This window comes from Cohnella panacarvi Gsoil 349 (assembly GCF_000515335.1).
Lineage (GTDB): Bacteria > Bacillota > Bacilli > Paenibacillales > Paenibacillaceae > Cohnella > Cohnella panacarvi.
The window spans coordinates 3,028,969-3,055,463 of sequence record NZ_KI911563.1 but is presented as its reverse complement, the minus strand read 5'-3'; the positions used below and the strand labels follow the sequence as shown (position 1 = coordinate 3,055,463).

Annotated in this window: 25 protein-coding genes and 1 pseudogene; 6 read left to right on the top strand and 20 right to left on the bottom strand. The window is 52.8% G+C overall.

All coding sequences use genetic code 11. The features are described from left to right. The first annotated feature begins 20 nt into the window (after positions 1–20). Positions 21–1,913, top strand: coding sequence for a sensor histidine kinase (locus tag COHPA_RS0114725; protein WP_084760719.1), 1,893 nt, complete (start codon positions 21–23; stop codon positions 1,911–1,913). Here COHPA_RS0114725 and COHPA_RS0114720 read toward each other — a convergent pair. The 4 genes from COHPA_RS0114720 to COHPA_RS24520 form a co-directional block, all read right to left on the bottom strand. Next, positions 1,910–2,158: an NHLP leader peptide family RiPP precursor gene (locus COHPA_RS0114720; protein WP_027086921.1), complete on the bottom strand. Its 249-nt coding sequence runs from the start codon at positions 2,156–2,158 to the stop codon at positions 1,910–1,912. The genes COHPA_RS0114725 and COHPA_RS0114720 overlap by 4 nt on opposite strands. A gap of 71 nt (positions 2,159–2,229) precedes the next feature. Further along, positions 2,230–3,171, bottom strand: coding sequence for a hypothetical protein (locus COHPA_RS24525; protein WP_027086920.1), 942 nt, complete (start codon positions 3,169–3,171; stop codon positions 2,230–2,232). Between the two features lie 98 nt (positions 3,172–3,269). After that, positions 3,270–4,796, bottom strand: coding sequence for a DHA2 family efflux MFS transporter permease subunit (locus COHPA_RS0114710; protein ID WP_027086919.1), 1,527 nt, complete (start codon positions 4,794–4,796; stop codon positions 3,270–3,272). A 67-nt stretch (positions 4,797–4,863) separates the two neighbouring features. Next, a complete protein-coding gene (locus COHPA_RS24520; RefSeq protein ID WP_027086918.1) occupies positions 4,864–5,547 on the bottom strand; it encodes a TetR/AcrR family transcriptional regulator in 684 nt (227 codons plus the stop codon). Between the two features lie 107 nt (positions 5,548–5,654). Between COHPA_RS24520 and COHPA_RS0114700 the strand changes: the two genes are divergently transcribed. Both COHPA_RS0114700 and COHPA_RS0114695 read left to right on the top strand, forming a co-directional pair. Then, positions 5,655–5,909, top strand: a complete 255-nt coding sequence (locus tag COHPA_RS0114700; protein ID WP_027086917.1) for a zinc/iron-chelating domain-containing protein — start codon at positions 5,655–5,657, stop codon at positions 5,907–5,909. A gap of 108 nt (positions 5,910–6,017) precedes the next feature. Continuing rightward, positions 6,018–6,746 (top strand): polysaccharide deacetylase family protein, encoded by a 729-nt coding sequence (locus COHPA_RS0114695; protein ID WP_027086916.1) that lies wholly within the window; start codon positions 6,018–6,020, stop codon positions 6,744–6,746. 2 nt (positions 6,747–6,748) lie between these two features. On the opposite strand, the gene COHPA_RS0114690 is transcribed toward COHPA_RS0114695, so the two are convergent. After that, entirely contained in the window at positions 6,749–7,351 is a 603-nt protein-coding gene (locus COHPA_RS0114690) for a class I SAM-dependent methyltransferase (RefSeq protein WP_027086915.1), read from the bottom strand. A gap of 209 nt (positions 7,352–7,560) precedes the next feature. On the opposite strand from COHPA_RS0114690, the gene COHPA_RS0114685 reads away from it, so the two are divergent. Then, a complete protein-coding gene (locus COHPA_RS0114685) occupies positions 7,561–10,839 on the top strand; it encodes an S-layer homology domain-containing protein (protein ID WP_027086914.1) in 3,279 nt (1,092 codons plus the stop codon). A 131-nt stretch (positions 10,840–10,970) separates the two neighbouring features. Then, positions 10,971–11,135 carry a zinc-binding dehydrogenase gene (locus COHPA_RS25195; protein WP_084761016.1) on the top strand — a complete coding sequence of 55 codons (165 nt, stop codon included), beginning with the start codon at positions 10,971–10,973 and terminating at the stop codon, positions 11,133–11,135. A 341-nt stretch (positions 11,136–11,476) separates the two neighbouring features. On the opposite strand, the gene COHPA_RS0114680 is transcribed toward COHPA_RS25195, so the two are convergent. From COHPA_RS0114680 to COHPA_RS26260, 12 genes and pseudogenes are all read right to left on the bottom strand, one after another. Continuing rightward, positions 11,477–13,117, bottom strand: coding sequence for a stalk domain-containing protein (locus tag COHPA_RS0114680; protein WP_027086913.1), 1,641 nt, complete (start codon positions 13,115–13,117; stop codon positions 11,477–11,479). Positions 13,118–13,259: 142 nt separating this feature from the next. Beyond that, positions 13,260–14,489, bottom strand: a complete 1,230-nt coding sequence (locus COHPA_RS0114675) for an endo-1,4-beta-xylanase (protein WP_027086912.1) — start codon at positions 14,487–14,489, stop codon at positions 13,260–13,262. A 124-nt stretch (positions 14,490–14,613) separates the two neighbouring features. After that, positions 14,614–15,480 carry a YitT family protein gene (locus COHPA_RS0114670; RefSeq protein ID WP_027086911.1) on the bottom strand — a complete coding sequence of 289 codons (867 nt, stop codon included), beginning with the start codon at positions 15,478–15,480 and terminating at the stop codon, positions 14,614–14,616. 91 nt (positions 15,481–15,571) lie between these two features. Beyond that, positions 15,572–15,733, bottom strand: a pseudogene (locus COHPA_RS25190) (GNAT family N-acetyltransferase); the annotation flags it as partial. Between the two features lie 60 nt (positions 15,734–15,793). Beyond that, positions 15,794–16,261: a MarR family winged helix-turn-helix transcriptional regulator gene (locus COHPA_RS0114660; RefSeq protein WP_027086910.1), complete on the bottom strand. Its 468-nt coding sequence runs from the start codon at positions 16,259–16,261 to the stop codon at positions 15,794–15,796. 105 nt (positions 16,262–16,366) lie between these two features. Further along, the gene (locus COHPA_RS0114655; protein WP_027086909.1) at positions 16,367–16,801 is read right to left on the bottom strand and encodes an ester cyclase; all 435 of its coding nucleotides are present in this window, start codon (positions 16,799–16,801) and stop codon (positions 16,367–16,369) included. 133 nt (positions 16,802–16,934) lie between these two features. Then, on the bottom strand, positions 16,935–17,360 hold the full coding sequence (locus COHPA_RS0114650; RefSeq protein ID WP_027086908.1) for a VOC family protein: 426 nt from the start codon (positions 17,358–17,360) through the stop codon (positions 16,935–16,937). 344 nt (positions 17,361–17,704) lie between these two features. Beyond that, positions 17,705–20,086, bottom strand: coding sequence for a GH36-type glycosyl hydrolase domain-containing protein (locus tag COHPA_RS0114645; RefSeq protein WP_027086907.1), 2,382 nt, complete (start codon positions 20,084–20,086; stop codon positions 17,705–17,707). Between the two features lie 124 nt (positions 20,087–20,210). Further along, positions 20,211–20,387, bottom strand: coding sequence for a hypothetical protein (locus tag COHPA_RS25635; RefSeq protein ID WP_156926676.1), 177 nt, complete (start codon positions 20,385–20,387; stop codon positions 20,211–20,213). Between the two features lie 32 nt (positions 20,388–20,419). Beyond that, positions 20,420–20,959: a DoxX family protein gene (locus COHPA_RS0114635; protein ID WP_027086906.1), complete on the bottom strand. Its 540-nt coding sequence runs from the start codon at positions 20,957–20,959 to the stop codon at positions 20,420–20,422. 238 nt (positions 20,960–21,197) lie between these two features. Next, the gene (locus tag COHPA_RS0114630; RefSeq protein WP_027086905.1) at positions 21,198–21,674 is read right to left on the bottom strand and encodes a CBO0543 family protein; all 477 of its coding nucleotides are present in this window, start codon (positions 21,672–21,674) and stop codon (positions 21,198–21,200) included. Continuing rightward, entirely contained in the window at positions 21,671–22,162 is a 492-nt protein-coding gene (locus tag COHPA_RS26260; protein ID WP_027086904.1) for a CBO0543 family protein, read from the bottom strand. Before COHPA_RS26260 ends, COHPA_RS0114630 begins: the two co-directional genes overlap by 4 nt. A 179-nt stretch (positions 22,163–22,341) precedes the next feature. On the opposite strand from COHPA_RS26260, the gene COHPA_RS0114620 reads away from it, so the two are divergent. After that, a complete protein-coding gene (locus COHPA_RS0114620) occupies positions 22,342–23,445 on the top strand; it encodes a stalk domain-containing protein (RefSeq protein ID WP_027086903.1) in 1,104 nt (367 codons plus the stop codon). 442 nt (positions 23,446–23,887) lie between these two features. Here COHPA_RS0114620 and splB read toward each other — a convergent pair whose 3' ends face one another. From splB to COHPA_RS0114605, 3 genes are all read right to left on the bottom strand, one after another. Then, entirely contained in the window at positions 23,888–24,925 is a 1,038-nt protein-coding gene (gene splB, locus COHPA_RS0114615; RefSeq protein ID WP_027086902.1) for a spore photoproduct lyase, read from the bottom strand. A gap of 116 nt (positions 24,926–25,041) precedes the next feature. After that, positions 25,042–25,491 (bottom strand): YdeI/OmpD-associated family protein, encoded by a 450-nt coding sequence (locus COHPA_RS0114610; protein WP_027086901.1) that lies wholly within the window; start codon positions 25,489–25,491, stop codon positions 25,042–25,044. 97 nt (positions 25,492–25,588) lie between these two features. Next, positions 25,589–26,437 (bottom strand): AraC family transcriptional regulator, encoded by an 849-nt coding sequence (locus COHPA_RS0114605; RefSeq protein ID WP_027086900.1) that lies wholly within the window; start codon positions 26,435–26,437, stop codon positions 25,589–25,591. Positions 26,438–26,495 lie beyond the last annotated feature (58 nt).

Sequence of the window (26,495 nt, the reverse complement as noted above, 5' to 3'; positions counted from 1 at the left end):
CGGACCTATCGAGGTGTCTCATGCGTAATTTTAGGCAACCCGTCATGATCTTGGTGATCGTCTGTATCGTACTTGCCATTATGTCAACCTTCTCTACGAAAACCAATGGCGACGAAACCATCCAATCCGTGACCGAATGGAACATGGCTTGGATTCAGAAGTCGGAGCTGTCGGGCATGACTCCTTCCGCGGATTTAACTTGGCATTCCACAACGGCGGATCGCCCTCTTACCGAGTTGCCGAGCGGAGCCGCAGGCTCCTGGGTGCATATCGTCGTACCGCCCACGTCCCCCTATCACCATCCGGGTCTGTTGATTACGAAGCTATACGGGCTCGATGTCACCGTATTCGAAGATGCCGAGCCCATCTATCGCTCCTCTCGCGGCTATGATTTCGAGCGCAACATCGTGTTGGTTCCGCTAACGGCCAAACCGACCGAATCGAATCTATATATTCGTATCGAATCTACGGAGAGAGCCGGGATCGGCAGTCCCGTTCGAGTCGGCGAGTTCGCTACCCTGAGCACCCTGAACGTTCGCCAGATGCTTCCGAACGTGCTGCTCGGAGCCGCGATCGCCTTCCTCGGACTGATTATGCTCGTCTCGACCGGTTTTTTCGACGGGAAATTAACGAAGACGGCGAACGCGCTCGGTTTGTTCATCCTGTCTACGGGCATGCTGATCGTCACTAATTCATCGCTGCCTTACCATTACTATCCGGATTTCGGCCCCATACTCTTCTTCTTGTTCGATACGTTCATTCTCATTCTCGGTCCGGCCCTGTTCTACTTCATTATCCGTTCTTTCGACGAACCCTATGTTTGGCTGACGAAAGCCGAGAAGTGGCTACTCGGTTATTATATCCCGTGTTTCGCCGTCATGGTCGTATACCAAACCGTCGGCGGGTCGTTATATTTCTATTACAAACTGTTTACGTTCTGGATTTTTGCGCCGCTAGTCATGGCGCAATTGCTCATCACGATCGTCCTGGCCGTTCGGAATGCCTATCGGCGATATGGTAACTCCATGCTGCTATCGATCGGTATTATCGCCTTTGCGATCTCCGGCATCGCCGATATGACCATCCTCTTCGTCGGGCACGGCATGCACGAGTTCATCTTGTGGAAGTTCGGCCTCGTGTTCCTGATCGCTTGTCTTGTCATGAATTTGAATCGAATAATAGCCGCCGACTACGCGAAGCTGCTCTCCTACTCCCAAGAGCTGGCACTATTCAACAGTCAGCTCGAGAAAACGGAGAGAATGCGGATTCTCAGCGAAATGGCCGCTTCCATCGCCCATGAAATCCGCAACCCGCTGCAAGTGACGAGAGGCTTCCTGCAGCTGCTCTCGAGCAAAGCGGGCGAGGAGAACCGGATTCAGTTCGGCATGGCCATCAGCGAACTGGACCGGGCAGCCGCCATCATTACGGATTACTTAACGTTCGCCAAACCCGAGCAGGAAGTGATGGTCTCGATGGACGTCAAGCAGCAATTGGACACGATCGCCATGATCATCCATCCGATGGTCATGCTGAACGGCGGTGTTCTGCATATAGACGCGCCCGATAATCCTCTGACGATCGTCGGCAGCCCGTCCAAGTTCAAACAGGCGCTGATCAATATGCTGAAGAATAGCGCCGAATCTTTGCAGGATAACGGGAAAATAGAGGTAAAAGCTTACGAGGAAAATTCAACGGTGTTCATACGGATATCCGATAACGGACACGGGATGGACGAGGAGCAGCTCGCCAAGCTAGGCAATCCCTATTTCTCTACGAAAACCAAAGGGACGGGCTTAGGACTTATGGTCACATTCCGCATCATAGAAGTCATGAAAGGAACGCTTGAATTTCGCAGCGAAATAGGCAAAGGAACCGAAGCGACGATTCGGTTCCCTTGTTCGAATCAAGGTTAACTCCAATTATATCGAAGATTGCCCGGCTCAGTTAGCGGAGCTTCGAGCTCTGCCGGATTAGGCGGAATGACTAAGTAGTAGTCGGACGGAGTCTCTTCCACTACCTTCAGGTTAATCCCCTCCGGAAGCTCGATACCGAACGATGCTTGCAACGCCTTGCGCGGGTCGGCTAGCAGTTGCGCCTTAAACGTTGGATCTTCCCATGCTTTCTGAATGATCTGTACTTTCAAGGAGTTCAAGGACATGGAATGACAACCTTTCATAGAGAAAGTAGGCTATTGCCTACATCATACCATCCCGCATACAAAATGTGTCATTATTCTGTTATTTTCGACAACCAGTGCGCGAATGCGCCTTCTTCAGCCAAGCTGCGTTTGTCATTCTCTACGCGCAGGGCGACTGTCCGGATTCCCCGGGCGACGGTATCGGCGAATGCGAGCAGCCCGCCAGGTTGGTTGGGAATCCGCCCGATCTGTTCCACATAGGTCTCGGCAATGTCCGCAAGACGGTCAACGGCATTACGGTGGTAGATGGCCGTCCCGACCTTATGTTCATCCAGCGCCTCCGCCGGCGGAAGATCCGCGCGTACGATCGACAGGAACGCGTTGCCATTCGGTTCGGACAGGTCTTCCTTCCAATCGTTCCAATCATCGGACATCTGGAGCACGGCAAGAGCCAGGTCGACGGCATGCTCCGTATCCGGAATTCGATCCGGCATTCCGGCATGCAGCAACAACCCGCTCGCGCCTAGTTTGACGGGTGCCGCTTTCCGGGCCAACCGCGCGAAGTCGTTCGGGTCGATCGGTTTTTCCGTTTCCGAATGAACCGCTGTCGCCCACTCCTCTACGTATTTGCTGTAGCAGCCCCACAGCTCGGAACCGTGCGGAAAGTGACGGCCGTAGCGCCGTCTGAACCGTTCCTCGAGCAGCTGGCCAAGGGCCAAGGAACGTCTTAGCGTTCCCCCGCTCCTCTCGATCCCGTCCATCGCATCGTCCAGCAGGAAATAACGAAGCATCGCGTAAATATTGCCGACCGCCATATCGCGGCACAACGCGGACGGGCTGTTCGTCAGCTCCCGCATCCAGTACGGCAGCAAGTAACTGATCCGATTCGCCCTTCCCCCATTGCATAACGGGTTGCTAGTCGTCAGTAACGCCTGCGCCCGTTCGCGGAATATAGGCGGAAGTTCCTTCATTTCATTCGACGCTTCCGCAAATACGAACTCTATTTCCTCGCGATATTCCTGCATCTCCGGCATATTCTCGCAACTCCCGCTTTTTCATATGGACGACTTGAACCAAGTGTATCATCTCCGCGCCCCGATTAACGAGTGCCTCGTCTATTGGTCCCGTCCCGTTAGAGGTTCACCTGATCGCTCGTCCCGGAAGTCGCGTTCGCTTTTTTCTTATTCGTCATAAAAGCTAGCGTTAGCAGGAGCCCGAGAACGGCTATACTGCCGCTTGCCCACAGCATGGCATCCATGCCGCTAACGAAAGCTCCCCTCACCGATGCCAGCAAATCGGCGGAATTCAATTGCCTGGCAACGGCGATGCCCGAGGTTACGTTCGATCGCATCGCTTCCGCAGCTTCGCCCGTTATCCCGTCGATGGGCAGATCCCGGCGATACGCGGCATTCAGAATCGCGCCTAGAAGCGCGACGCCGAGCGTACCTCCGACTTGCCTCATCGCCATCGTCAGCGCCGAGCCGATGCCGCTGCTCTCGGCAGGCAATGCTCCTAATGCGGCATCCATCGCCGCAGGCAATGCGAAGCCGATGCCGACGCCGCCTAGCGCAACCCAACATGCGATATAGACATATCCCGTCGAGACGTCTGTCAACGCGCCAAGACCGAGTCCGATCGCCATCAAAGAGAAGCCGATCGCGACGATCGCCTTGTCGCCTAATCGCGCGATTAGTTTCCCTGATAACTGCGCGCCGACGATCAATCCGCCGATCAACGGCAGGATGCGCAGTCCCGTCGTCTGCGAATTGACGCCGTTCACCGCTTGGAAGAAAAGCGGCAATCCGAACAACACGCCGAACATCGCGCTATTGACGAGCGTTGCGAGCGAAGCCCCCCAAGCGAATCTGCGTGCACGGAACAGCGCTAACGGAACGAGCGGATGAGAGGCTTTGCGTTGACGCCATACGAACGCGATGAGCAATAGGACGCTTGCCGCGACGAATAGAATCGTTAGTTCGTCCCCCCAACCTTCGTCACCCGACCTTGTCACCCCGTAAGTCAATGCGGCCAGCCCCCCGCTTGATAACAGGATGCCGGGAATATCCGCTCTATTCCGATTGCCGCCGTCGCTTCTTGGGAACATTAGCGCGACGGCTATCGAAGAGATCGCTACGATCGGAATATTCATCCAGAATATCGATCCCCATGCATACTCATCCAGCAGCCAGCCTCCCAATATAGGGCCAAGAGGCATGCCGAGCGCGGTCGCCGTAACCCAGATTCTCATCGCTTTCGGTCTCTCTTCCTCTTTAAACAGGACAGGCAGCATCGACAAGGAAGCCGGCATCATTAGCGCCGCCCCCAACCCTAGCACGGCTCTTCCCGCGATAAGAAAACCCGAATCCTCTGCCAGCGCGCATGCGAGCGACGCCCCTCCGAACAAGAGCAGGGCGGAGAGCAATATTCTCTTGCTGCCGAACCGGTCTCCCAGCAAACCTGCCGGCAATAAAGCCGCTGCCAGCACCAGATTATAGGCGTTAGCGAACCATTGCAATTGGCTGGTCGTCGCGTGCAACTCATCTGCCAATACAGGCATCGCTAGATTAAGCACCGTCATGTCGAGTCCGATCACCAGCATGCTTAACGCCAATACCCCTAAGATCCACCATCTTCTTGAACTGTTTTGAATACCGTTCATTTTCCTGCCTCCTTATTATTATCTAACTAGTTAGTTATAAATACTTAAAAATGACCGTCGCCCTCATTTAAAGGTACGACGGGTTCATTAAGCCGCATATGATAAAGCTTGCGGTTTGCTCCTTGGCCAGCTCTATGTCTTGCTCGGCACTGGAGTCCGTTCCGCTGCCGAAGCTCTTGAACCGAGATAGCGTCAGCGTGGCGAAAAATACGTTATTCAAGAGGAACAAAGGGAAGAACGTCGGATCGAGATCGGAACGAAGCAGACCGTTTTGCTTTGCCTTCTTGGCAATCTCAAGGAATAGAGAGATGTCGTCTGGGCGATACGTGATTTGATTCCAAGTCTTCCATTCCTCCGCCGCTTCCCAAGCGAAAATTTTCATGAACCGAGGATGATCGAGCATGAATTGATACGAATGTTTCACGATCGTTGTTATATAACGCTTGAATTTGGTTGCATCGGTTGTGAGCGATTCGTCCATCTGCAACTGTCCGATTACTTCGCCGAGCACCCGATCGCCCAATTGGTCCGCCCGCTTGACGACCTCGGTGTACAGACCGATTTTATCCTGATAATACTGATAGATCAGGCTCTTATTGTAGCCCGACGCCTTAGCGATCGCATCGACTCGCGCGGCGGAATACCCTTGCTCCGCGAATATGAGCTCGGCAGCGTCCAGTATCGTTTCTTTGGTCTTCGCGGCATCGTATGTCTTCTTCGATCTTGTGTTGGAGCCTGGCGTATCGTTCACCACCGTTTCGATCCTTTATAACTAACTGGTTAGATTTTAATCGCTCGATTTCCGATTGTCAAGCTCCTTCGCCTATACCTATAATGAGGTGAAGGAGGAATCGCCACATGGAATGTAGAATAGGCTGCGCTGCGTGTTGCATCGTCGTCTCTATCTCCTCCCCGATACCCGGCATGCCGGATGGCAAGCCTGCCGGCGTCCCTTGCGTGAATCTGACGGAGGATTACCGGTGCGGCTTGTTCGGCAAGCCTGAACGCCCCGCCGTCTGCGGCAGCTTGCCGCCCTCCCTTGAGATGTGCGGAACGACGAACGAAGAAGCCCATGCGTACCTTAGCGCGCTCGAACAGACGACTCGCCCATAAGATTCATGAAAGGCACCCGGTACGGGTGCCTTTCTTCGTTATTCGATGTATACGAATGTACCCCATTAAGGCAGTATAGAGACGATCTGGATTCATGGAGGTATTCGCATGCCGTTTCGTCGCTCGGGTGCTCTTGTCGCCTGTCTTCTCTTGTCGTCGCAGACGCCGGCTTGGTCTGCTCCTTCCAACAGCCGGGATTATTATGAAGCCCGCAACGAAATCGTCTGGGAAGTTCCGACGAAGGAGAAAGTTATCGCTCTGACGTTCGATGACGGTCCCGATTCGGAGGACACGCCGGCGATCCTGGATCTTCTGCGCCAATACGAAGCCAAGGCGACCTTCTTCGTCGTGGGCAAACGCGTGGAGGAGTATCCCGATCTCGTCATTAGGGAATCGCTGGAGGGGCATGAAATCGCGAATCATACGTACAGTCACCCCTACTTCAATCGCCGGGATTCGAGTCAGAAGATTCGTAAGGAGATGGAGCAGACCAATGACGCGATTGTGCAAGTTACCGGGCAGCAACCTCACCTGTTCCGTCCCCCCGGCGGGTATTACAGCGAGCAATTAGTCCGCGTGTCGAAATATTTTCATTATCGAATCGTCTTATGGTCTTGGCATCAAGACACGGAGGATTGGAACAAGCCGGGAGTCGATAAGATCGTGAACAAAGTGTTGAACAACGCCCGTAACGGGGATATTGCCTTGTTCCACGATCATGTCCAGGGGAGTACGCAAACGATAGCGGCTTTGGAACGAATATTGCCCGAATTGAAGCGAAGAGGCTTCCGGTTCGTAACGGTGTCCGAGCTGCTCTCTTACAAGCGGCGATCATAAGTTTACTTGCTGGAGTCCAGAACGAACATCGACGCGTCTTGCCCCATGAAAATCCGCTCGCCGGCCAAGAAGGTTCTGGAATGGATATCCTTAAACCCGATTGCCGTCATGAGGTCCGCCAGCTCGTTCTGGTTAAATCCGGTATGGACGAGTTCTGAAGATACCTTGTCGTTCTTATCGAAATCGACGATGAGCAGATGCCCTCCGTCGTTCAGCACTTCGTATAGCCTGGTCAGAACGGGTTGAACATCGGGAATATGAAGCAGGACTTGTGCCATGAATATATAGTCCGCGCGAACATCGCCCAATCCTTCTTTTTCGAAATCGAAAATCATCGTCTCCGCGTTCCGAATGGCCGACTCGGTAATCTTCCTTTTTATCTGGTCGATCATGCCCGGGGAAGTATCCAGAAACAGCATGGCACGAAATTCGTCCAGTAGGTTCATTCCGACTAGCCCGGTCCCGCAACCGAAGTCGATCGCGCTCTTGCTCTTGGCATCTATGATGTATTCACGGATGGCTTCCGCGGATGCTTTGGCGATTCGGATTCTTTCAGGTGTATCATACGTGCCGGCGATCATTTCGAACTTATCGGTATTGGCCATGGGTGCCTCCAGTCTCCTGTGGTTCGGATAAAATCGACGACCTGCTGCAGTGATGCAATCTGGCTGATAATGTTGGCCCGGTGGCTCCTGACGCGTTCCACCGCTCGCCTGCGATGAACCTCAATGAATTGAATTTTTCATTAACGGAAACGATATGGCAGGCTATTCGTTGTCTGTTGATTTTACAACCCGATTGGAGGAAATTTCAATTGAATGTCTTGCGCGATGAGCTCATCAAAACGGGTGAAGGCTATGAACTGATTATTTACCTTGATCCGCAGAAAGTCGAATTCGCAAGCGAGTCCGACCTTGACGGGAGCAACAAACAAGAACTCATCTCTGACGTCCAGGATTACGCGAAGAAGAAATATCCGAACGTCAAGATTAATGTCGCCAAAATTATTCTAGGCGGGATGTTGATCTCGACGGTTCCGCTTGCCGGAGGCGTAGGCAAAGCGCAAGCGGCTACGCCGAACGATTTCACTTCCGCTTCCAGTTGGGCTAGGCCTTCCATTTCACGATTGATGGACATGAAGATTATTACGGGCGATCAAGCGGGAAATTTCAATCCCAAGTCCGCCATGAATCGCGACGCATTCGCGACTCTATTAGTTAAAGCGCTCGTTCCCGAGAACGAGCTCGCGAATCCGGGTACGCCTACCTTTACCGACCTTGGCAAAGATCATTGGGCTTACACCTATGTAGAAACCGCGGTGAAGAAGGGTTGGATCTCGGGGCTTTCCGCGGACGTCTTCGGGGGCGGCAAACAGATCACTCGCGAACAAATGGCGACGATATTCGTACGCGCTCTTGGACTGACTCCGGACGACATGAAGGGATTGGGCGATACCCTGATATTCGAGGACAAGGACAGAATTTCGCCATATGCCCGAGACGCCGTCGCCTTCGCGGTTGCGAACGATCTGTTCGCGGGGGTAACGCCTACCCGATTCGACGGCAAAGCAATCGCCACGCGAGAGCAGGTTGCCGTAGTCGTGGATCGTTTTCTGACGAACAAGGACAAGTTGCAATCGGCGGCGGCAGCCTTGCTGTCGACGACCGTTACGGCTACGGCCGGCGCGGATTTATCGTCGATAACTCTAACGTTCTCCAAAGCGCTTGATTCGCTTGCGGCGTCGGACATTACGATTAAAGCGGCAACAGGCGCGGCACTGAACATTACGAATGTGAGCTTGAGCGACGACAAGATGTCCGCTGTCGTTACGACAGACAGAATGACCGGCGGCGTTCCCTATACCATCACCGTGAACAAGCCGAACGTCAAAGGACCGGCAATCGTTACGCCGGTTGTAACCGACCTCCGCGTGACGGGCGTGACCGCGGATAATAATAAACAAATCAAGGTCGCGTTCAATCAGGAACTGGACAGAACGTCTGCCCAACTCGTATCCAACTACACGTACACGGGAGCTTCTTCGGGGATTTCCTCCGTCGATCTGCTGGACGACAAGAAATCCGTTCTCGTCACATTGACCCAGGCGGAAGGCCAGCAAGCCGTCGGTTCGCTGGCGATCAAGGACGTGCAATCCGTCTCCGGCAGCAAGCTGGCGAACGTCAGCGAAACCGTCACCTTCCTGGATTTGACGATTCCAAGCGCGATCGGCGCCAAGCTGACGGCACCGACCAAAGTTCAAGTGACGTTCTCGGAGCCCGTAACGGCCTCTTCCTTGAGCAACACGGCATTCTCGCTCAACAATAATACGTATTCGTTAGCCGGAGCGCCGACGATCGTTAAGCCGAACGTCGTCGAGCTGACGCTCGGCAGCGCATTGCCGGCCGGAGACTATACGCTGACCATCAACCCGACGAATACCGCGAGCGGCAATCAGATCAAAGACTTCGTAGGTCTGGCCGTACCGAAAAGCGATGTGAAGTTCAGCTACGCGGCGGATACGGTCGCTCCGGCGGCAAGCGTCGCGTCGATCACGCAAACGTCGGTTGCGATTCAGTTCAACGAAGCGGTAAGCATGGCAGGCACAGGCGCTCTGAATACGGATTTTACGGTATATCATTCGAACAATAACGTGCCGAGCTATAAAGGAACGGCGTCCCTTAGTCCGGACGGCCTTACGATGACGGTAAATTTCGACAACGCCCCGCTGCCGCAAGGCGCCGTCACCTTGTTCTTGAACAACAGCCCCTCGACAGCGGTTCAGCTTCAGGATGCTTGGGGGAACAAATTCGCGACGACCACGCTTACGACGTCGGTCATTGCCGATACGACCGCGCCTACGGTTAGCGGGGTGAACTATGTCGATTCCACCCACGTGGACGTAACGTTCAGCGAAGCGGTAACAGGCGTCGACCCGGCCGATTTCACTTTGAAGTCGGCGGACGGTACGACGATTCCCGTCTCCGGCGTCGCCCCGACAAGCAATACGTATCGCTTGACTACTGCGGTCCCGATCAACGGCTCCACATACACGTTAAGCTTGGCGGATGGCGTCTTAACGGATACCTCGCTCGCGAAGAACAAAAACCTTCCTTATTCCACTTCGTTCAGCGTAGCGGACACGATCGCGCCAAACGTTACGACGGGCGAGTTTACAGCGGACAATAAGACCGTGGTCGTTAAGTTCAGCGAGGCGATGACCATTACGGGGCTAGGCTCCATCCTGGATACGAATTATTACCGATTGGCCGCTTCCGACGGCAGCCATCCAAGCGCGCTGCCGGCAGGCACGACGATTACTCCGACCGCCGGCAACAATGGCGTTCTCATTACGCTCCCGAACGCGATTTCGGGCCTCGGTTTCGGGAATTACGCGAAGCTTCTCGTCGGTCAAGTGAAAGACGCGGCGGGCAATGCCACGAGCGCTCTCAGTAATACGGTCGCTCTGACGGCTGTCACGCTATCCAACGGCAATATTAGCGATGTAAGAGCCATCAGCGGAGATACGCTTACGTTCAAGGTCGACACGTATCTGAACGCAATCGATGTATCGAAATTTACGATTGACGGACAAGCGGCGACTTCGGCGACCTATAAGAACGAAGGAGGCACGGCGCTCGTCACGGTTAAAGCTCCAAGCGCCGTAGGGATTATCAATCCGAGCACGGTGGCTTTGGGCATTACGGCCGGCGGTCTTACGTCCGACCTCAATATTGCGAGTACCGCGATATCGCAAACCGGCGCGATCGACTACGCGGCTCCGTCCATCGTGTCCCGCGTCATTGCGGACTCGAATGCGAACAGCAAGTGGGATACCGTGACCGTAACATTCTCGGAAGCGATTCAAGCCGCTTCCGTTGCCTTCGACTCGTTCCTGGTGGACGGCTATACGGTCAACGACGTAAACGTAAGCGCCGACGGTACGACGGTCACGTTGAAGCTTCAGGAGAAAGACTCGGCGGACATCACCGGTACGAAGCCGAACGTGCAGCTCGTGAAGGCGATCCGCGACGCATCCGCGCAACGCAACGTAATCGCGCCGGAGACAGCCGGAGTAGCCGCGACGACCGCATAGTTTCGGCAACAGAATCAAGTATTCGTCCAAGGCCATCCTCTTCAGGATGGCCTTTACTGTTATTGACTTAAGTCAATGCAAGGAATGATCCCCCTAGATACAATGAAGTCATTACTTGGACTTAGGGGGGAATTCCGGTACGAAAAGCAGGGGCGGACTTCGTTGTCGATTATACTCGGGAGGACTTCACGAAAGCGGGCAAAAGATATGATGTCGTCTTCGATGCCGTTGGCAAGCGCTCCTTCTCGGCTTCCAAGCGCGTTCTTAGATGCCGTATTGCCGGGCTAATTCCCTGATATGTGCTTGTATTCCCGCAAGCCGAAGATACCTCTAGCCTACTCCATTTCCGGGCGTACGTGCGTTGGCGTCATTTACTGCATGAATGGCAGGTATTCCAATCGTTGGGATACTCCTTGATCTGTAAACGGTACGAAGTGCAGTTATTTGGGTAGAAAAATGCGAGATCCGATGTTTCGGCGATAATGAGATGTATTCGATGCCGTTATCCACTAGAAAAAATGACGATAGGATGATAACGAACTGTACTCCACGCAGTTGAGACGGAAATCGGTTGTACGTTCTGCAGCGTATGCGACCGGCGATCGATCGCGGACTCATGCATGCAAATTCCTCGTTCTTAATAACTAATGGTCACCGTTCGCGTCGTATCATCGAAATCAACCTTGGCGCCAAGCACTTCGGATAACAGTCTCACCGGAATAAGCGTCGAACCGTTATCCAATATAGCCGGCGAGTTCGTCGCAACCTCTTGGCCGTTCAACGCATAAGCTTTTTGGTTCGTGTAAAGCGTGATGGTTCTGCCTTGTTTGGAATAGATGGCGGCCATCCGTTGATCGTCCCAGTCTACGGATGCCCCAAGCGCCCCTGCTAAATCCCTTATCCACAGATAAGAGCTCCCGTCTTTAACGATCGGCTTCTGCTTCATAGGTACGATAACGTCGTCCAAGACGAATTCGGTATCCGCCAGTCCGAAGGAGACCACGCGCACCAGCTTGTCGGGTTGATTCATGAGCTTCGCATACGCGGCGGAATCGCTATGCAATTTACTCTTCCCTAAGTCCTCGATAGGCTCCGTACGGAAATCCCACTTCTTCTCGTAGACTCGGGGCTCATTGTCCTCAATGACGGACAACTTCACGTATGCCGTGTACACCGTATCCGGAGAGAGCGGTTTTATCGGAATCAGCATGACCTCATTCCGCAGATGATCGTCGTCTTTCGGCGTATTCTGCAGCAGATCCAACTCGTTGCCCGCGCGATCCGTCAGCTTGGATTCTACTAATTGCACGTCTCTAACGAATTTCCCCGCGAGCTGGACCATGATCGGATAACCGACGGGGTACTCCGCGTCGGAATGATTCCGTATCGGGTCCGGCGTCTCGTTACCGTCGAAGTCGACCGGTACGTAAGGGTCGCCTGGAGCGGGAGAAACGACTAATCGCGAGTCCCCTTCATTCTTGAGTCCGAATTCAATGACCGTGTAATTGCCTTGTTTATCGAGGCCGATCTCCACGGCTTCGGGCATCAAGAAAGGCATGCGGTGATAAGGGGCATCGAATAGGCCGTCGATCGCATGCGTGATCGTGGTGTCCGGGTTTCCGTTGTAAGACACGTCTTCCGAGAAAGCGCCGGTATATCCTGCATACTCGCCGCGCTTATTCAAATCGCTTCCGATATAATCGGGAAGCCCGCTATCTTCTTCGTGCATCGATGCTCCCGTTTCGGCGACTTTGTTCGTTTCTAGATACCGAGCATGCACTTGTGCCGCGTACGTCAAACTCTTATTGAACGCAAGGGGATTCAACCCGTGCATAACCCGGTAATCGTTGATCGCCTCGATGCCTTCCGATTGCTGCGCCGTAGGCGCCGCGGGCAGGTCGGAAACGGCTCTTTCGTCGATGCGGAACGTCCAGCTTCTCTCCAGCGGCAGGTAGCGATCGTCTTTCAGCTCCAACACGATGTCTACGGTATGCTCACCCGGTTGTAAATCCTCCGATGGCGTATAAGACAAAATCATTCTGCCGATATTCCATTGAGCATCCACTTTGACGTCATCGATTGTCATCGTATAGCTTTTCAGTTCGGGCGTGATGTCGCTTGACATGAATTCGAACAGAATCTGAGGTTTCTTCAACCCGACGTTGCCTTGCGGATACGCGTAGGAAGAATAGGATGCCGCCTCGGTTCGCGGCTGAGCGATCAATAACCCTGAGGCCATCATCACAATAACGAGCAAAGATTTTACAAGCTTATGCATTGACAAGTTCCTCCTGTGTCCAATCGTAGTATCCGTTACCTAATAATGACTAATTTCGATGTTTTTCTACCATTCTCCTTCTTCCTTGAAAACTTAAATCCCCCTCAATCATTCTGAGGGGGACCGCGAATCTCTTATGGAATTAGATGACCAGTCTGGCCGTCCCGGTATCCTTCTCAAGCTGGAAGCTTATTTTGCGATCTCCGCAAATCAGTTCGTATTCGCCGACGAATCCATGGAACGAGACCGTTCCGCTCTCATCGGTCGTAACCGTCATGTTAGTAGACCAGTCTCCCTTGATTCGCTTCTTCAGAATCTCATATGAAGGTTTCGGGGTGTTATCCGCCCTGACGATTCCCGCGGGAGCCCCGAGCCAAGCGCCCTCATCGCTGAAATTCCAGGTCGTAATGGCTTCTACCAAAGGATGCTTAAACAAAATCGAATACATCTCGTCGATTTCTCTTGCCTGACGCTCTTCGAATTCCGGCGTGGACGGCCAGTCCGGAATCCGATAGTCGTTCAAGTCTTCGATCTCGGGAGGCATGATATGTCCGGACGTCAACGTGTTCTCCGTAAAGTGGATCGGCAACCCGAAGTGGGAGAACCGCTCCAGCACCTCTTCCAGCTTCTCGCGCCCCCAATATCCCTGGTGCTGATGGGACTGAATGCCGATGGCGTCAATCGTAATCCCCGCGTTCAAACATCCGTCGATTAAGATTTCGTAGTTGATCGACGTATTAAAGTCGTTCAGCAACAAGGTGGCGCCAGGATTGCACTCGCGCGTCTTGGCGAACATTTCCTTAATGATTCCGATTCGTCCGAGGTCTTGGCTAATTCTCGTAATTCCGTTGTCGTACTTATCGAAGATCGGCATAATGACCACTTCATTGATGACGTCCCATGTATCGATTAAGCCATGGAAGGCGGTTACGTCGCGCTCGATTCTGGCTAGCTGCGCCTTCAGGATATCCTCGTTGCCGAGATCCAGAAGCCACGGCGCCGTTAGGGTGTGCCAGCAGAGAGGGTGGCCTTTAACCGAAACGTTCCGGTCCTTCAACCACCGTGCGGCAGTCTGTAGTTCCGGAATTTTAGGGCTCCCTTTCTCAGGCTCGAACATCGCCCAATAGAAGGGCAACGTTGCGCCATTGAATACATCAAGGAATAAATCCAGCTTTCGTTCCAGAAAAGCAAGCCTGTCCGCCGGCACGTTCCGATTCGCTACCGGAATCGCGTCGAATATGCCGCATCCGAATATGAACTTATGGTTGGTTTGCCTTAACGTTATCTCTTGGCCTGCAATGGGGTTTCCGGCTCCATCGACAAGCTTGATCGAACTGTCCGCCATGCGGTGCGCCAATTCGTTCTTCTGCACGACTTCATCCCTCCAGTTTCCGGTTGCGCGTTAGAAAGCGTTTCCAGAGTGCTAATCTACACTATAGCACTGCTTTCTTCGTTCCGAAAGGGCACTCCGAATCGAGACACGTTCAAGCGCTTCGCTAGTGGATATCCTTCTTCCCGAAGTTCCCGCCCCTGACCTCCGCGACGTCGTACACCGCAATGAAGGCATGCGGGTCGATCTCCTGAATTATTTCCTTCATCTTGCTTTCTTCCAATCGGTTGATGACGCAAGCGATTTCTTTGAACTGTTCGTTAGAGTATCCGCCTTCCACGAGGCTATAAGTAGCCCCGCGCCCTAAGCGATCGCGAATCGTCTCGACCATGACCTCGGGATATTTGGTAATAATCTTGAACGTCTTCGCGCCGCTTAACCCTTCTTCGACGATGTGAATCATCTTCGACGCGATATAATAAGCGATGCCCGACAGAATCGCGCCCTGCAAGCCGAATACAGTCGATACGACGATGAACACGAACATATTCAGGAACAAGATGAGATCGCTGGTGCCGAAGGGCAGTTTGCGGGAAAGCAATACGGCGAGCATGTCGATGCCGTCCAACGCGCCGCCGTTCCTTAAGGCAAGACCCATGCCGAAACCGATGATAATACCGCCGACGACGGTTACGAGCAGCGTATCGCCCTCTATGATCGGAGATATTTCGTGCATGACGACGGTGCCTACGGCGAGCGAGGCGATCCCGAGCACGGAATAGATCGCGAAGCTTTTGCCGATCTGCTTGTATCCTAAAAATACGAACGGCACGTTAAGGATCGCGATTAACACGCCAAGCGGAATTCCGACAAGTTCCGAACCCACGATACTTAGGCCCGTTACGCCGCCGTCGGATACGTTGTTCGGAATTAATACGGCTTCAAGTCCATAGGCAGTAACGAACGCCCCGATAACCACGGCTAGGCCGCGTATCCATTTTTTTAGAACCGGGTGTTTGTGGCTTTTTTCCATGTAACGACCTCATTTCGTTATGCTGTATTCTCGCATTCAATTTTACCTTTTATTCGGCAAAATAAAAAACCTCGGTCAGAGGGATTTCAACATGCACCGCCCGCTCGTTATAGGAGAACACGTTGAGCTCGATACGGTGAAGATTCAGGATGCCGAAGCCGTAATCCAGCATGAGCCGCAGAGCTTCCGTTCCGTACCCTTTCCCTTGATAAGCGTCATTATTGATAGCGATTCGAATATTCGCGTTCCGGTTCCTTCTAGGAAACGCACGGGTGCCATTCTATCTATCTCCTTTAGCTGCGGGTCTATGTTGTTACCAGACCGGTCGGAACGGTGAGGATTGCGAGCCGGGGAACGCATGAACGATCTGGCGCATCGAGGAACGAAGCCGTTCCATTTCCTCATGCCCCAGCACGTCGAGCCAACGCCTCTCTATCGCGGAGAATATCGTTTCGGTAGCCCGAATGCACTGCCAGCCTCGTTCCGTTAGGACGACATGCTTCCCTCTTCCGTCGGTAGGATGGGGAGCCCTTGCCACGTAACCGTGCTGTTCCAGATAGTCGATGATCACGCTGGCCGCCTGCTTGGTGACCCCCATATGCTCGGCTATTTCATTGCCGGTAGCGCTGCCCCAGGACAGCTTCTGGAATATAAACCCGTGGGAGGGTTTGACGTCGTCGTAACCGATCCGCGCCAATTCGCGATGCAATTCATCGACAACCAATCGGAACGCGGAAGCGAACAACATGGTTAGCTCATACCCCGCCGGTTCTTGTGCCATTAGGTTTATCCACCTTACCTCTCCGCGGAATCAACACAGAACCTATTGTAACATGCTTCGTAAGAATAACTAAGGCTGCCTATGAGGGCAGCCTAGTGTAACCGTTTATGGGTTGATTCGACATGCGGGATGTTCGTTAAGTTCTGCTCCGATCTGCCGGAGCAACGCGGCCGTATCGAGTAACGCCCAGTGCTCGGCTATTCGGCCATTCGCCAAGCGGAACTCCCGGTACACCTTCACGTTAATCCGATTCTGGGTCGCCTCCGTCCCTCTGAAGTTCCCTCTGTGCGTCCCCTCCAGCTTCAACCTCACAACGACGCGATCGCCTTGCGCTATGATGCTTTCCTCCACGGACGACTGATCCGGGAATGCCGCGTGCAGTGAGCCGGCCGTCAGCTTAAGTCCGGCTACATTGCCCGGAATATAAGCATGATCTACATAATCCTCCGTCAAGAACCGTTCGGTACACCCGAGGTCGCCTTCGTTCCAAAACCTTTGAATAAACTGACGAACGATACTCACGTTATCTTCCATGCTCATGGTTAACCCTCCGATATATAGTCAATTTAGTTGACCATGTGCCGATTTTACCGTCTCCGGTGCAATTAGTCAAGCGGATTGACTAGTCAATCTAAAAAAAAAGCCATCTTTGCTGATGGCCCGTGCTCCGCAGTTAATATTGCGCTTCCGTGAAAACCTGAAAGGTGACGCCGAATTTGTCGGTTACATCCCCGAATCCGGGGCTGAACGGCTCCGCTTGGAATGGCATATTGACTTGGCCGCCGTCTTGGCTCAAGGCATCGAAGATTCGTTTGGATTTCTCCACATCGTTCGTGGTAATGCAAATGGTTACCTGTTTTCCTAATGCAATCCTTGAACCGCCCGGAGAATCGGAGAACATGAGCTCCGAATCGCCAACCTGCAATTTGGCATGTGCCACCAAGTTCTTGTGTTCGTCATTAAAGGTGGATGGCATTTCCGGCATGTCTCCGTAAGTAAGCATCAAGAGAACCTTGGCATCGATGGCTTGCTCGTAGAAACGGATCGCTTCGCTTGTCTTCCCTTCCAAATTAATATAAGGGGTGAGTTTTAAAGTCATATTCGTACCTCCTAATGCGGGAAATGGTTGATTCATAAATATAGACGAATGCGTAGCCGTAAAATCATCGGTACGCGGAATTCGCTTCAATCATAAGGATATCGGTTTGGTGAAATACTCACTAGGGACATCACGGAGGTGAACGATAATGAGCACCAAAACGAAGCCTGATAAAAACAACCCGAAGCAAAGCCCCTCGCGGTCTAACGATCCGAGCGACCAAGGAAGATCAAGAATACAGCAACAATCTTCGAAGTAACGGTCACGCGCAAGCACAAAGCGCCTCGGAAGCTCATTCGCTTACAGCGGCGAGCAGCCGGGGCGCTTCTTATTACCGGATCGTTCTATTGCCGAGGCAATTTGACCAGCACGTCGTATTGTACTCCCGGCTGCAGATCATGAATAACGCCGGCTTCGATAAACTCGCCGTTCACGTACACTTCCGTCGTCATTACGCTTGTATCCCGCTTCATCTCGATATTCATCCGCGCTCCTCTAAACTCGCGCTTCACGGCAGCTTCTTGCCATTCCGCGGGAAGCTGAGGGTTGATGCGCAGACCGGACGGGTTTCCCTGCAAGCCGAACAGTCCGTCGATCAAGCACCGATATACCCAAGCCGCCGTCCCCGTATTGAATAGATGGCTGGAACGTCCCGCGGTGCGCGGGAATTGCCGATAAGCCCCGCGATAATAGTTCGGAATAAATACGGGCAATTGACCCCTCCGAACGATATCTTCGCGACCCGGTCCGGGAATCATCTTGCGCAGCAGACGATAGGCGTTGTCCCGTTCTTCCGCGGCATAAAGTCCGAAAATATAGAAAGCCGCCGCATGGTTATATACCGCTCCGTTCTCGGCCGAACCAGGATGCTTCTGCGTAACCCGTCCCACATCCTCGCGCATGGCGGTGTAAGAAGGAGCCAGTTTCTCCACCCCGTACGGAGTTTCCAATTGCTCCTCGACGGATCGGATGAGTTTCTTCTTCTTCTCGTCATCCGCGGCTCCGCTTAACAGAGCCCAGCCTTGCGGGTTAATAAAGATGCGGCCTTCCTTGTCTTCCTTCACTCCGAACGGCACGTTGTCGTCCGTAATGCCTCGCGCATACCACTCGCCATCCCATAGATAGCGATTGACGACGGCGTTCGTCGCCTCGGCCGCCATTCGGAACGTCGTGCTTGCCTCCTTGCGACCGCCGGCCTCGCAAATATCCGCCCATACGTTGAACGCATAGGCAGTCGCGATCGTCAGCCATCCGGATACGCCTTTGCCCCGGACGCCGACCATATTCATAGGGTCGCACCAGTCGCCTTGATGAATATAGTTGAGCCCGCGCTCATCGCGGTCTTTCATTAGCCAATGCATGGCCCGGTCGATATGCTCCGATACGGCCGCCGGTTCCCCGTTGTCCGCGTAAGGTACCTTCTCGTCCAACAGCGAATAGTCGTTCGTCTCGTCCAAATAAGCGCTTATGCATATGGGCAGCCAGACGTTATGGTCCGCATGCGGAACTTGGTTGATATACTTCAATTCGGCTTCCTCGTGCAGCAGAATGCCGTCCGGCATGCCTCCGTCCGCGTTCTGCTGGCTTAATGCCGTAAGGAACGACTTTCTGGCGATCCCGGGATCGATATAACTCATGCCCATATGGTCTTGCAGATAGTTCCGCGTCTGCGGGTCCGTCGTGAGCCGATTCGTCTTGCCGTGATAATACATTTGCCGCGGCAGCCAGTGATTGACGAAGTTATCGAGATCCGCGTCCGGCGTGTGGATCTCGAGGCACCCGCGGCCTTCGCTCACGTATTCCGCGTATTCCCGCTCCGCTTGCGCGAAACCGTCGACGCCGTCGGCATTCGCATCGGTGAAATATTGCGCGCGGATCCGCGCGATCTCGTCCTCGTCCTTAGCCGGACCGAATAGAAAGCGATATTCGCTCTCCTCCCCCGGTTCCAAGTCCAGACGGTATTGCAGCACGGCGACCGGCATTTCGTACCGGGCGTCTCCATTGCCCAACGATTCGCTCTCGATCGAGCTAGGGCGGGCAAGTCCGCCCTCTCCTTCGAATGCTTCCTGGCTCGTTTCCCAGGCATATGGCTTCCGATCCGCTAGGAGATACGTCTGGTCCTTCAGCCGTTTGATCTTGTCATACTCGTGGACTTTCTGATACGGCGTAATCGAAGAGCATACGATGGCTTGCAATCGTTCGTTGTACTCGCCGGATTGATTCATCCACGACATGTAACCGACGGTAAAATACGGGTAGACGCTGATGCTCCGTTTGCTCGTCGACACGTTCTTTATCTTGACCCGCCAGAGCTCGATCGCATCCTCTTTGGGCAGGCTCAAGCTCATATTGACGGCCACCCCGCCGCTTTCGGTATTCCAGACGATCCGATGTTTACCTACCGCGAACGTATAACGATCGGCATCCGAACGCACCGGTTCGTAAGGCGCGGAGAAAATCCTGCCGTCCGTCTCGTCTTTGACGTACACGAACCGCCCCGGATGGTGAGCGTAGTAAGGTTGCTCCGGCTGCATGAACGATTTCGCTTCCAAATTCGGCGCATGGGAATATTTCGCCGGCTCCGGCTGCATGAACTGCGACGTCGCATAACCGCGACAATTCAACTGAATCATCATTTTCTCGTTCCACAGAAATCCCGAAGCCCTCGGTAGAATCGTTGGACTCGTAAGAATGTAATATTCGTTGTCTTCAGATGCTCTTATCATTCGCGCGCCTCCGCTCTTCTAATCTATTCGATCTTCCAATTATGCCTATTAATTCCGCTTGAAGCAAGAAGAAGGACGCTCCTGCTAAGCAGTAGGAGCGTCCTTGCGAAGAAGCGGGATCAGGTTATTGTTCGTACAATCGGAGCAGTTCTCTTGTCTGATTGGGTACGACCGGGAACTCGGCACCTTGATCCTCCATGCAAGCGATGATCATCCGTTCGTCGCACTCGCAGGCATTGTCGCAATGATAACAGTGACGGAGCATAAGCTCGGTTAAGTTGGTTTTATCTGTATGAAACATCGTAATCGCTCCTTTTCTATCTAGGAATCCGGTTAGTTGGCGTGCGCGGCGCCTGCGGGAGTTGTCGTGTCGTCTCCGCGAGGCTTCTTGAATTTGGCGTATGCTTTGCGAAGAAGCGGGATCAGGTAGTAGTCCAATCCATACCGTCCTGCATTCGTTCCCGCGAAGAGCACGATGCCTCCGATAAGCACGAGCCAAGGGTTAGTGCTCATCGTTCCGGCGAACATGAACATGAAGTTCATTAACAGTCCGAAGAAGGCCGCCGCAGCCGTTAGTCCCCCGAGAATGAGTCCGACGCCTACGAGGAACTCGCCGAGCGGGATGAGGACGTTGAACACCTTGACGTTAGGCAATGCGAAGTGTTTGATGAAGTATACGAAGTTCGGATATACCAGCTCTTGCGTTGTTTTGTCGACGATCGGCTTGCCGATCGCGTTATTCAAGAACCCGCCGGCATCGAATCCGCCCGTTAACTTGTGCCAGCCTGCCTCGATCCATTGGTATCCAAGGTAGACGCGAACGAAAACCATTAGAATTGCGGCGTATCTATTTCCTCTAAGCCATGCTAACATGACAATCATCTCCGTTTTATTGTGATTTTTTTCACTTAGTATTGTAAAAAAATCTGTTTGCGACTCATTAGCGATGACTTTGAATGGATTGACGAGATCGCTCGGACCGGGATCGCTTCAGAAATCGAATGTTCATGATCCATCTTCCCTTCTTCTTGCTGCCATAATGTGTGGCTTTCTCCTTGCATCTTTACTTTAACATGGTCCTGCCGGATTTAATGTGAAATAAATCACAATTTTAATCGTTTGCTTGACGGATCGTGCTGAAAAATACGACGCAGACGAGCCGGGTTACGGTAAAAACAATCAACAACGATCCCCAAGTCCAAAACCAATTCCACTGGATATAGTCAATTAATTTCGTATACCGTTCGATAACCACCTCAATTATGGTTAGCACGGAGGAGTAGAGTACGAAATAACCTATCTGCAATAGGCGGTTGGGGTTCGCGGGATAATACACATTGAATAGGGCGCAAATCATGGGATAGGCTAGAAACTCATAGATGAAGCTGGTTCGATTGATCTCGGCGAATTCACGAACCGGATAGGCCAGCGCGCCGGAGTCAACGACAACGTGACCAAGGATCGTGGTCATGAATTGGGTCGTTAGAAAAGCAACCATGGCTAGCCGATAGTGTTGTCTCGGGATGACCAGGATCAGGAGTAAAGAAACGATCGTTACGCCAATCAGAATTCCGCGCTCTAAAGTCATACGTTCCCCCGATCCTCTCGCGACAAAGGCAAATGGCGAAAAAACCATCGGACAACCGCGTTCGATATCACGAGGATTACGCCGAATACGAGCTCCGCGACCAACCAATAGTAGCTCTTGTGATCCTGCAATCCGCTATAGCGGGATATCGTTATATCCGTCAAAGTCGCAAAGCTCGTCCACAACACCAAGTATACGGCGCGTACAATCCTAGTCGCTCTAGGTTCGTAAATCACGTAGATCGCCGTATAAAGCGGCATTAATACAATCATCAAAGTAATACTCATGTCGGATGCCTTCGGGAACTCTCGCACCGGAAAAGACAGAACGTTATATTGTAAGAACATCATCTGAGCAAACCAATCAAGCCCCTGTGCCGTTATGAAGGCTATGACAAAAGAATGTCGTTTATGGCAAGGTACAAAGGCCGAGATCACGAGCAAGCTGAAAATCCAAATCGCCAAAAGTAGATTTTGTTCCAACCCCATTGATTCGCATATCCGCCTTCCGTTAGAGGAAAGTGATTCATGTTAGTTTGCCCTTTCTTAGGCAGGTAAATTCCGTGGTTGGTAATATCGGGCAACCGGCGAGAACCAGCAACCTTACTCTCTCCGCCTTCGTTATTTATATTGCCATCAACAAACACATAACGAAGAAGGGAATGTGAATGCAAATGCAATCTTCGGCTCTATCCGATCGTACCCGTAAGCTGCTTCTGTCTCTCGCCGTCGTCATGGCATTCCCCGCCGCATCGGCGATTCCTCAAGGCATCGCTTCCGCGGCCGTTACGAAATATTCGACGATCTCGCAGCCGTTCAAGATCAATGGGACGAGCTTTCATATCGGCACCATCAACAAGAACGGTTCGACTTACATCGCGCTGCGGAGTATCGACTCCGCGTTAGGATTAACCACGAGATATGATCCTTCCAGCCGGCTCGTGCAAGTTACGGGGCGTAACCGTTCGATTAGAATCGGCCTGTCGACCGGTGCCATCAGCCTGAACGGCCAGCCTATATTCGGTCCCGAACCCATCCTGCAGAACGGCACGACGTATCTCCCGCTTCGCTTCTTATCCGAGCGATTCGGATACGAGGTGACGTACGATAAGGGCTCCAAACTCATCGGGTTGCATGCTCTTAAGGAAAACGAACTCTCCATTTCCGCAGAGACGATCGGCGCGGACGGGGACGACAAATCGTTATCGGTGTATTATCCCGTATTATCAGGGCTCGATAACGCCGAGGTACAGCGGACAATCAACAGCTTCTTGAAACAAGAAGCCGACCGATTCGTTACGGCAGGTTCGGAGCAAATGAATCCCGTCGTACAGGCGAACGACGACCTGCTCGCCGAGAATCCGAACGCGCAGGTTCGCCGACCGACCTTCGATGGCCGGTACACCGTCACGTACAATGAGAAGGGTCTGCTTAGTCTCTATGCCGATTATTCCGTATACCTGGGCGGAGCGCATAGCAACACGGCCCGCGTGGCATACACCTTCGATTTATCGACCGGAGAGAGGCTCTCGCTCAAGGATGTCGCCGGCGAGCGCACGGATTACGTCACGACGATCAATGAGGCGATCAAGAAACAAATCGCGGATCGAGGGTTGACGTTGCACACGCCGTTTAAGACGATCGAGCCGGATCGCGATTTCTTCTTGCGGCATAACGGAGCCGTTGTCTACTTTACCCAATACGAGTACACGTCCTTCGCGGACGGCATGCCGGAGTTCGTCATTCCCTATTCGGCTTTCTCCCGGACCTGATATATAGTACAAGGGCCATCCCGTGCAGTTTACGCGCAGGATGGCCCTTGCTTAATTGATTGAGGGCGAGTTGAATACGTCGCAATCGTGGGCGCCGACGATATGGCACGAATCCCAAGGTCGATTCGACCGAGGGTCGCCTCTTCCGTTTGTTTTTACTGATCGATATCAACTAGGCCAACGCATCGTCATTGCTCGACACTAACTGCATGAATGGCAGGTATTCCAATCGATTGGACACCCATGGACCGGTAAACGGTGCGAAGTACTGTTATTTGGGTAGATAACGAGAGTCCTAACGGTTTCGGCGATAATGAGATGTACTCGATGCAGTTATTCAATAGAAGAAGGATGATACTGTGATAACGAACTGTATTCCGTGCAGTTGAGGTAGCGGGGAAGGCTTTGCGCTATCGGCCAAACGCCCCCTTCGCTCATTCCTCTAAGTAAAATATTCGATCTTCGCTTCAGGGAACTTATCGAATATGCGCTCTGTAATGTACTCTCTCAGCGCGTCGGCCTGATCCTTGGGATACACGTATTTGCCTTGCCCCCAACGTCCCCACTTATATTGTCGCTTCGCTTCATCCATCTCCAGCTTGGATTTCGGGTATCTTCTCTCGATAATCGTCTTGGCCGTCTTCGTAAACCGGTGTTGGATGAGTTCGAACGTAAGGTCCCGCGTTCCCTCCATCGGAAGGGCTTCGGATAGCTTATCGAAAAGCTCGCCGTATCCTTGCTCCCAATCGTCGTACCAAATAATCGGCGCAACGATAAAGCCGAGCGGATACCCTGCTCTAGCCACCTTGCCTGCCGCTTCGATTCGGTCGGCGAAGCTAGAGGTCGCCGGCTCGAAGTTGTTGATGACATAGTCCGCGTTCACGCTGAACCGAAACCGGGTATGCCCGTTATGCTTCGCATCCAGCAAGGAGTCCACATGATGAAATTTCGTTACGAACCGGAGACGCCCGAGGGGCTCCCCGCCCATGAATTCGATATATTCTTTCAACGACCCCGAAATGTGCTCGATTCCTACGGGATCGGACGTACAAGCGGCTTCGAAGCGCGTAATATCCGGTGCCCGCTCCTCGATATACCGCTTCGCTTGCGCGAGAATGCCATCGGTGTTCACGTAAATCCGAATATAAGGTTTAGCCCCTAAAGTCGTCTGCAAGTAACAGTAATGGCAATGCCCCATGCACCCTGTGGCGAGCGGGATGGCGTATTCCGCGGAAGGCTTCGACGTATCGAACTTCAGCGTCTTCCTGAGCCCGACGACAAGCGTGCGTTTGGCGATCTTGTATTGCTCGAGCTCCGACTCTCCAGGCAAATTCGTAATTCTATTATGAGAAGTCGTCATCCGGTACGGGATTCCTTGGCTCTTGATCCATTCGAAGATGCGTTCGCCTTTGGGATAACGAAGAGCATCCGGCTCAAAGTACGCTAATTCAGGAATGAATTCCCCTCTAGATCGGCTCATGGCGGCGGCACCTCTTTCCGAAGTGCACTTATTGTGCCGCAGTAGATAGGCGAGTATGCCTAACCGTCCATGTTCGCAGGGAAGGCGTCCTTTCGGACGCCCTCTCATGCGAATCCTTATTGAAGCTGGCCTTCACGCAGCAGCTCGACGGACTTCTCGATACGACGCCGTCTTGTTTCGGCGCTTTTGGCGCTCTCGATATTCAATACGAACCGACGCTTGTTGCTATAGGACAAACTGTCGAAAAATCGCCGTGCCTCTCCTTCACGATCTAATGCTTCTGCAAAGTCATCCGGCACAGTCAACTCCCGAGGCGCGGTGTCCAGCTCGATTTCGACTTCGAATTCATCCCCGGCCTGAAGACCCGCCCCTTCTCGATGCTCCGCGCTGACCGGCAGCATAAACCTGCCGCCCATTGCCGCTATCGTGCTGCGATAAGTATACGAGCGGATCGTAACTTTGACAGGCGGCTTTTTCCCCGCCCCGAGCGCTTCGACGATTTCATTCGGGACGTGAATGCCGGTAGCCGTCTTCTTGCTCAGTTCAAGCGTGGCTTTAAACTTCATGATCGTACACCTCTCTCATCCGTTTATTCGTCTCAATGTTATAGACGAGATTGGTATGCGAAAATCATCTTGATCATGAACTCTTGGACCGTAAAAGTTACTTCTTCTTGACGGGAATCCAGATCTCGCCCTGCGTATGGCAGGGCATTCCATAGCACATTTCGAACTGGGGACCCTCTACCTGTTCATACCCGGATATCGGAAACCACTCGGAATAGATTCGTTCCCATAGCTTCTGAAGATCGCACTGCGGCTCCGGGAATATAGCCCATGTTGATCCCGGCACGGACAACTTCGTGAATTTCTCCGGTATTTCAAGTCCTTTGGGCAGATGGTAACAGACCATGTACTTGAACGATTCTCCCGTGTGATCGTATAAGGCGGCGTGCAATACGGAATTGCCGAACCGCCCTAGCAGCTCGTTCATTAGACTAACGCTGCCGTCTTCGTCGCATTGTTGGCGGAACTCAGGAACATCGCGGAATGCCTGTTGCATATCCTGGCTAACTACGCCGTATACGCCGAACATCTCGAACGGCCCTCTCTGTTCAATCCGGTAGTTCATCTCGACATCTCCTTTGATTGAGATATGGAAGGACATGCGAGGATAGGCTTTCAGAGCAACGCCTGTATCGCGCGCGGATATAGGCATGATTCCGTGGAGATTCTTGAACGCCCGCGTGAACGCTTCCGGCGACTGGTAGCCGTATTTCATAGCTATATCGATAACCTTGGCGTCGGTGGTCTGCAGTTCGAAGGCCGCCAATGTCAAACGTCGGCGCCTAATGTACTCGGATAACGAGACACCCGTGATGAACGGAAACATTCTCTGAAAATGATACGTAGAGCAACAGGCGATCTGTGCGACGTCGTCATAGGAGATTTCGTCCGCCAAATTCGCTTCGATATAATCCATGGCGCTTGTCATTCTCTCCAACCAATCCATCGTTGTCCCTCCCCTCGAGATTCATACTAACGCAGACCCGTTAAGAGTTCCGTGCAAT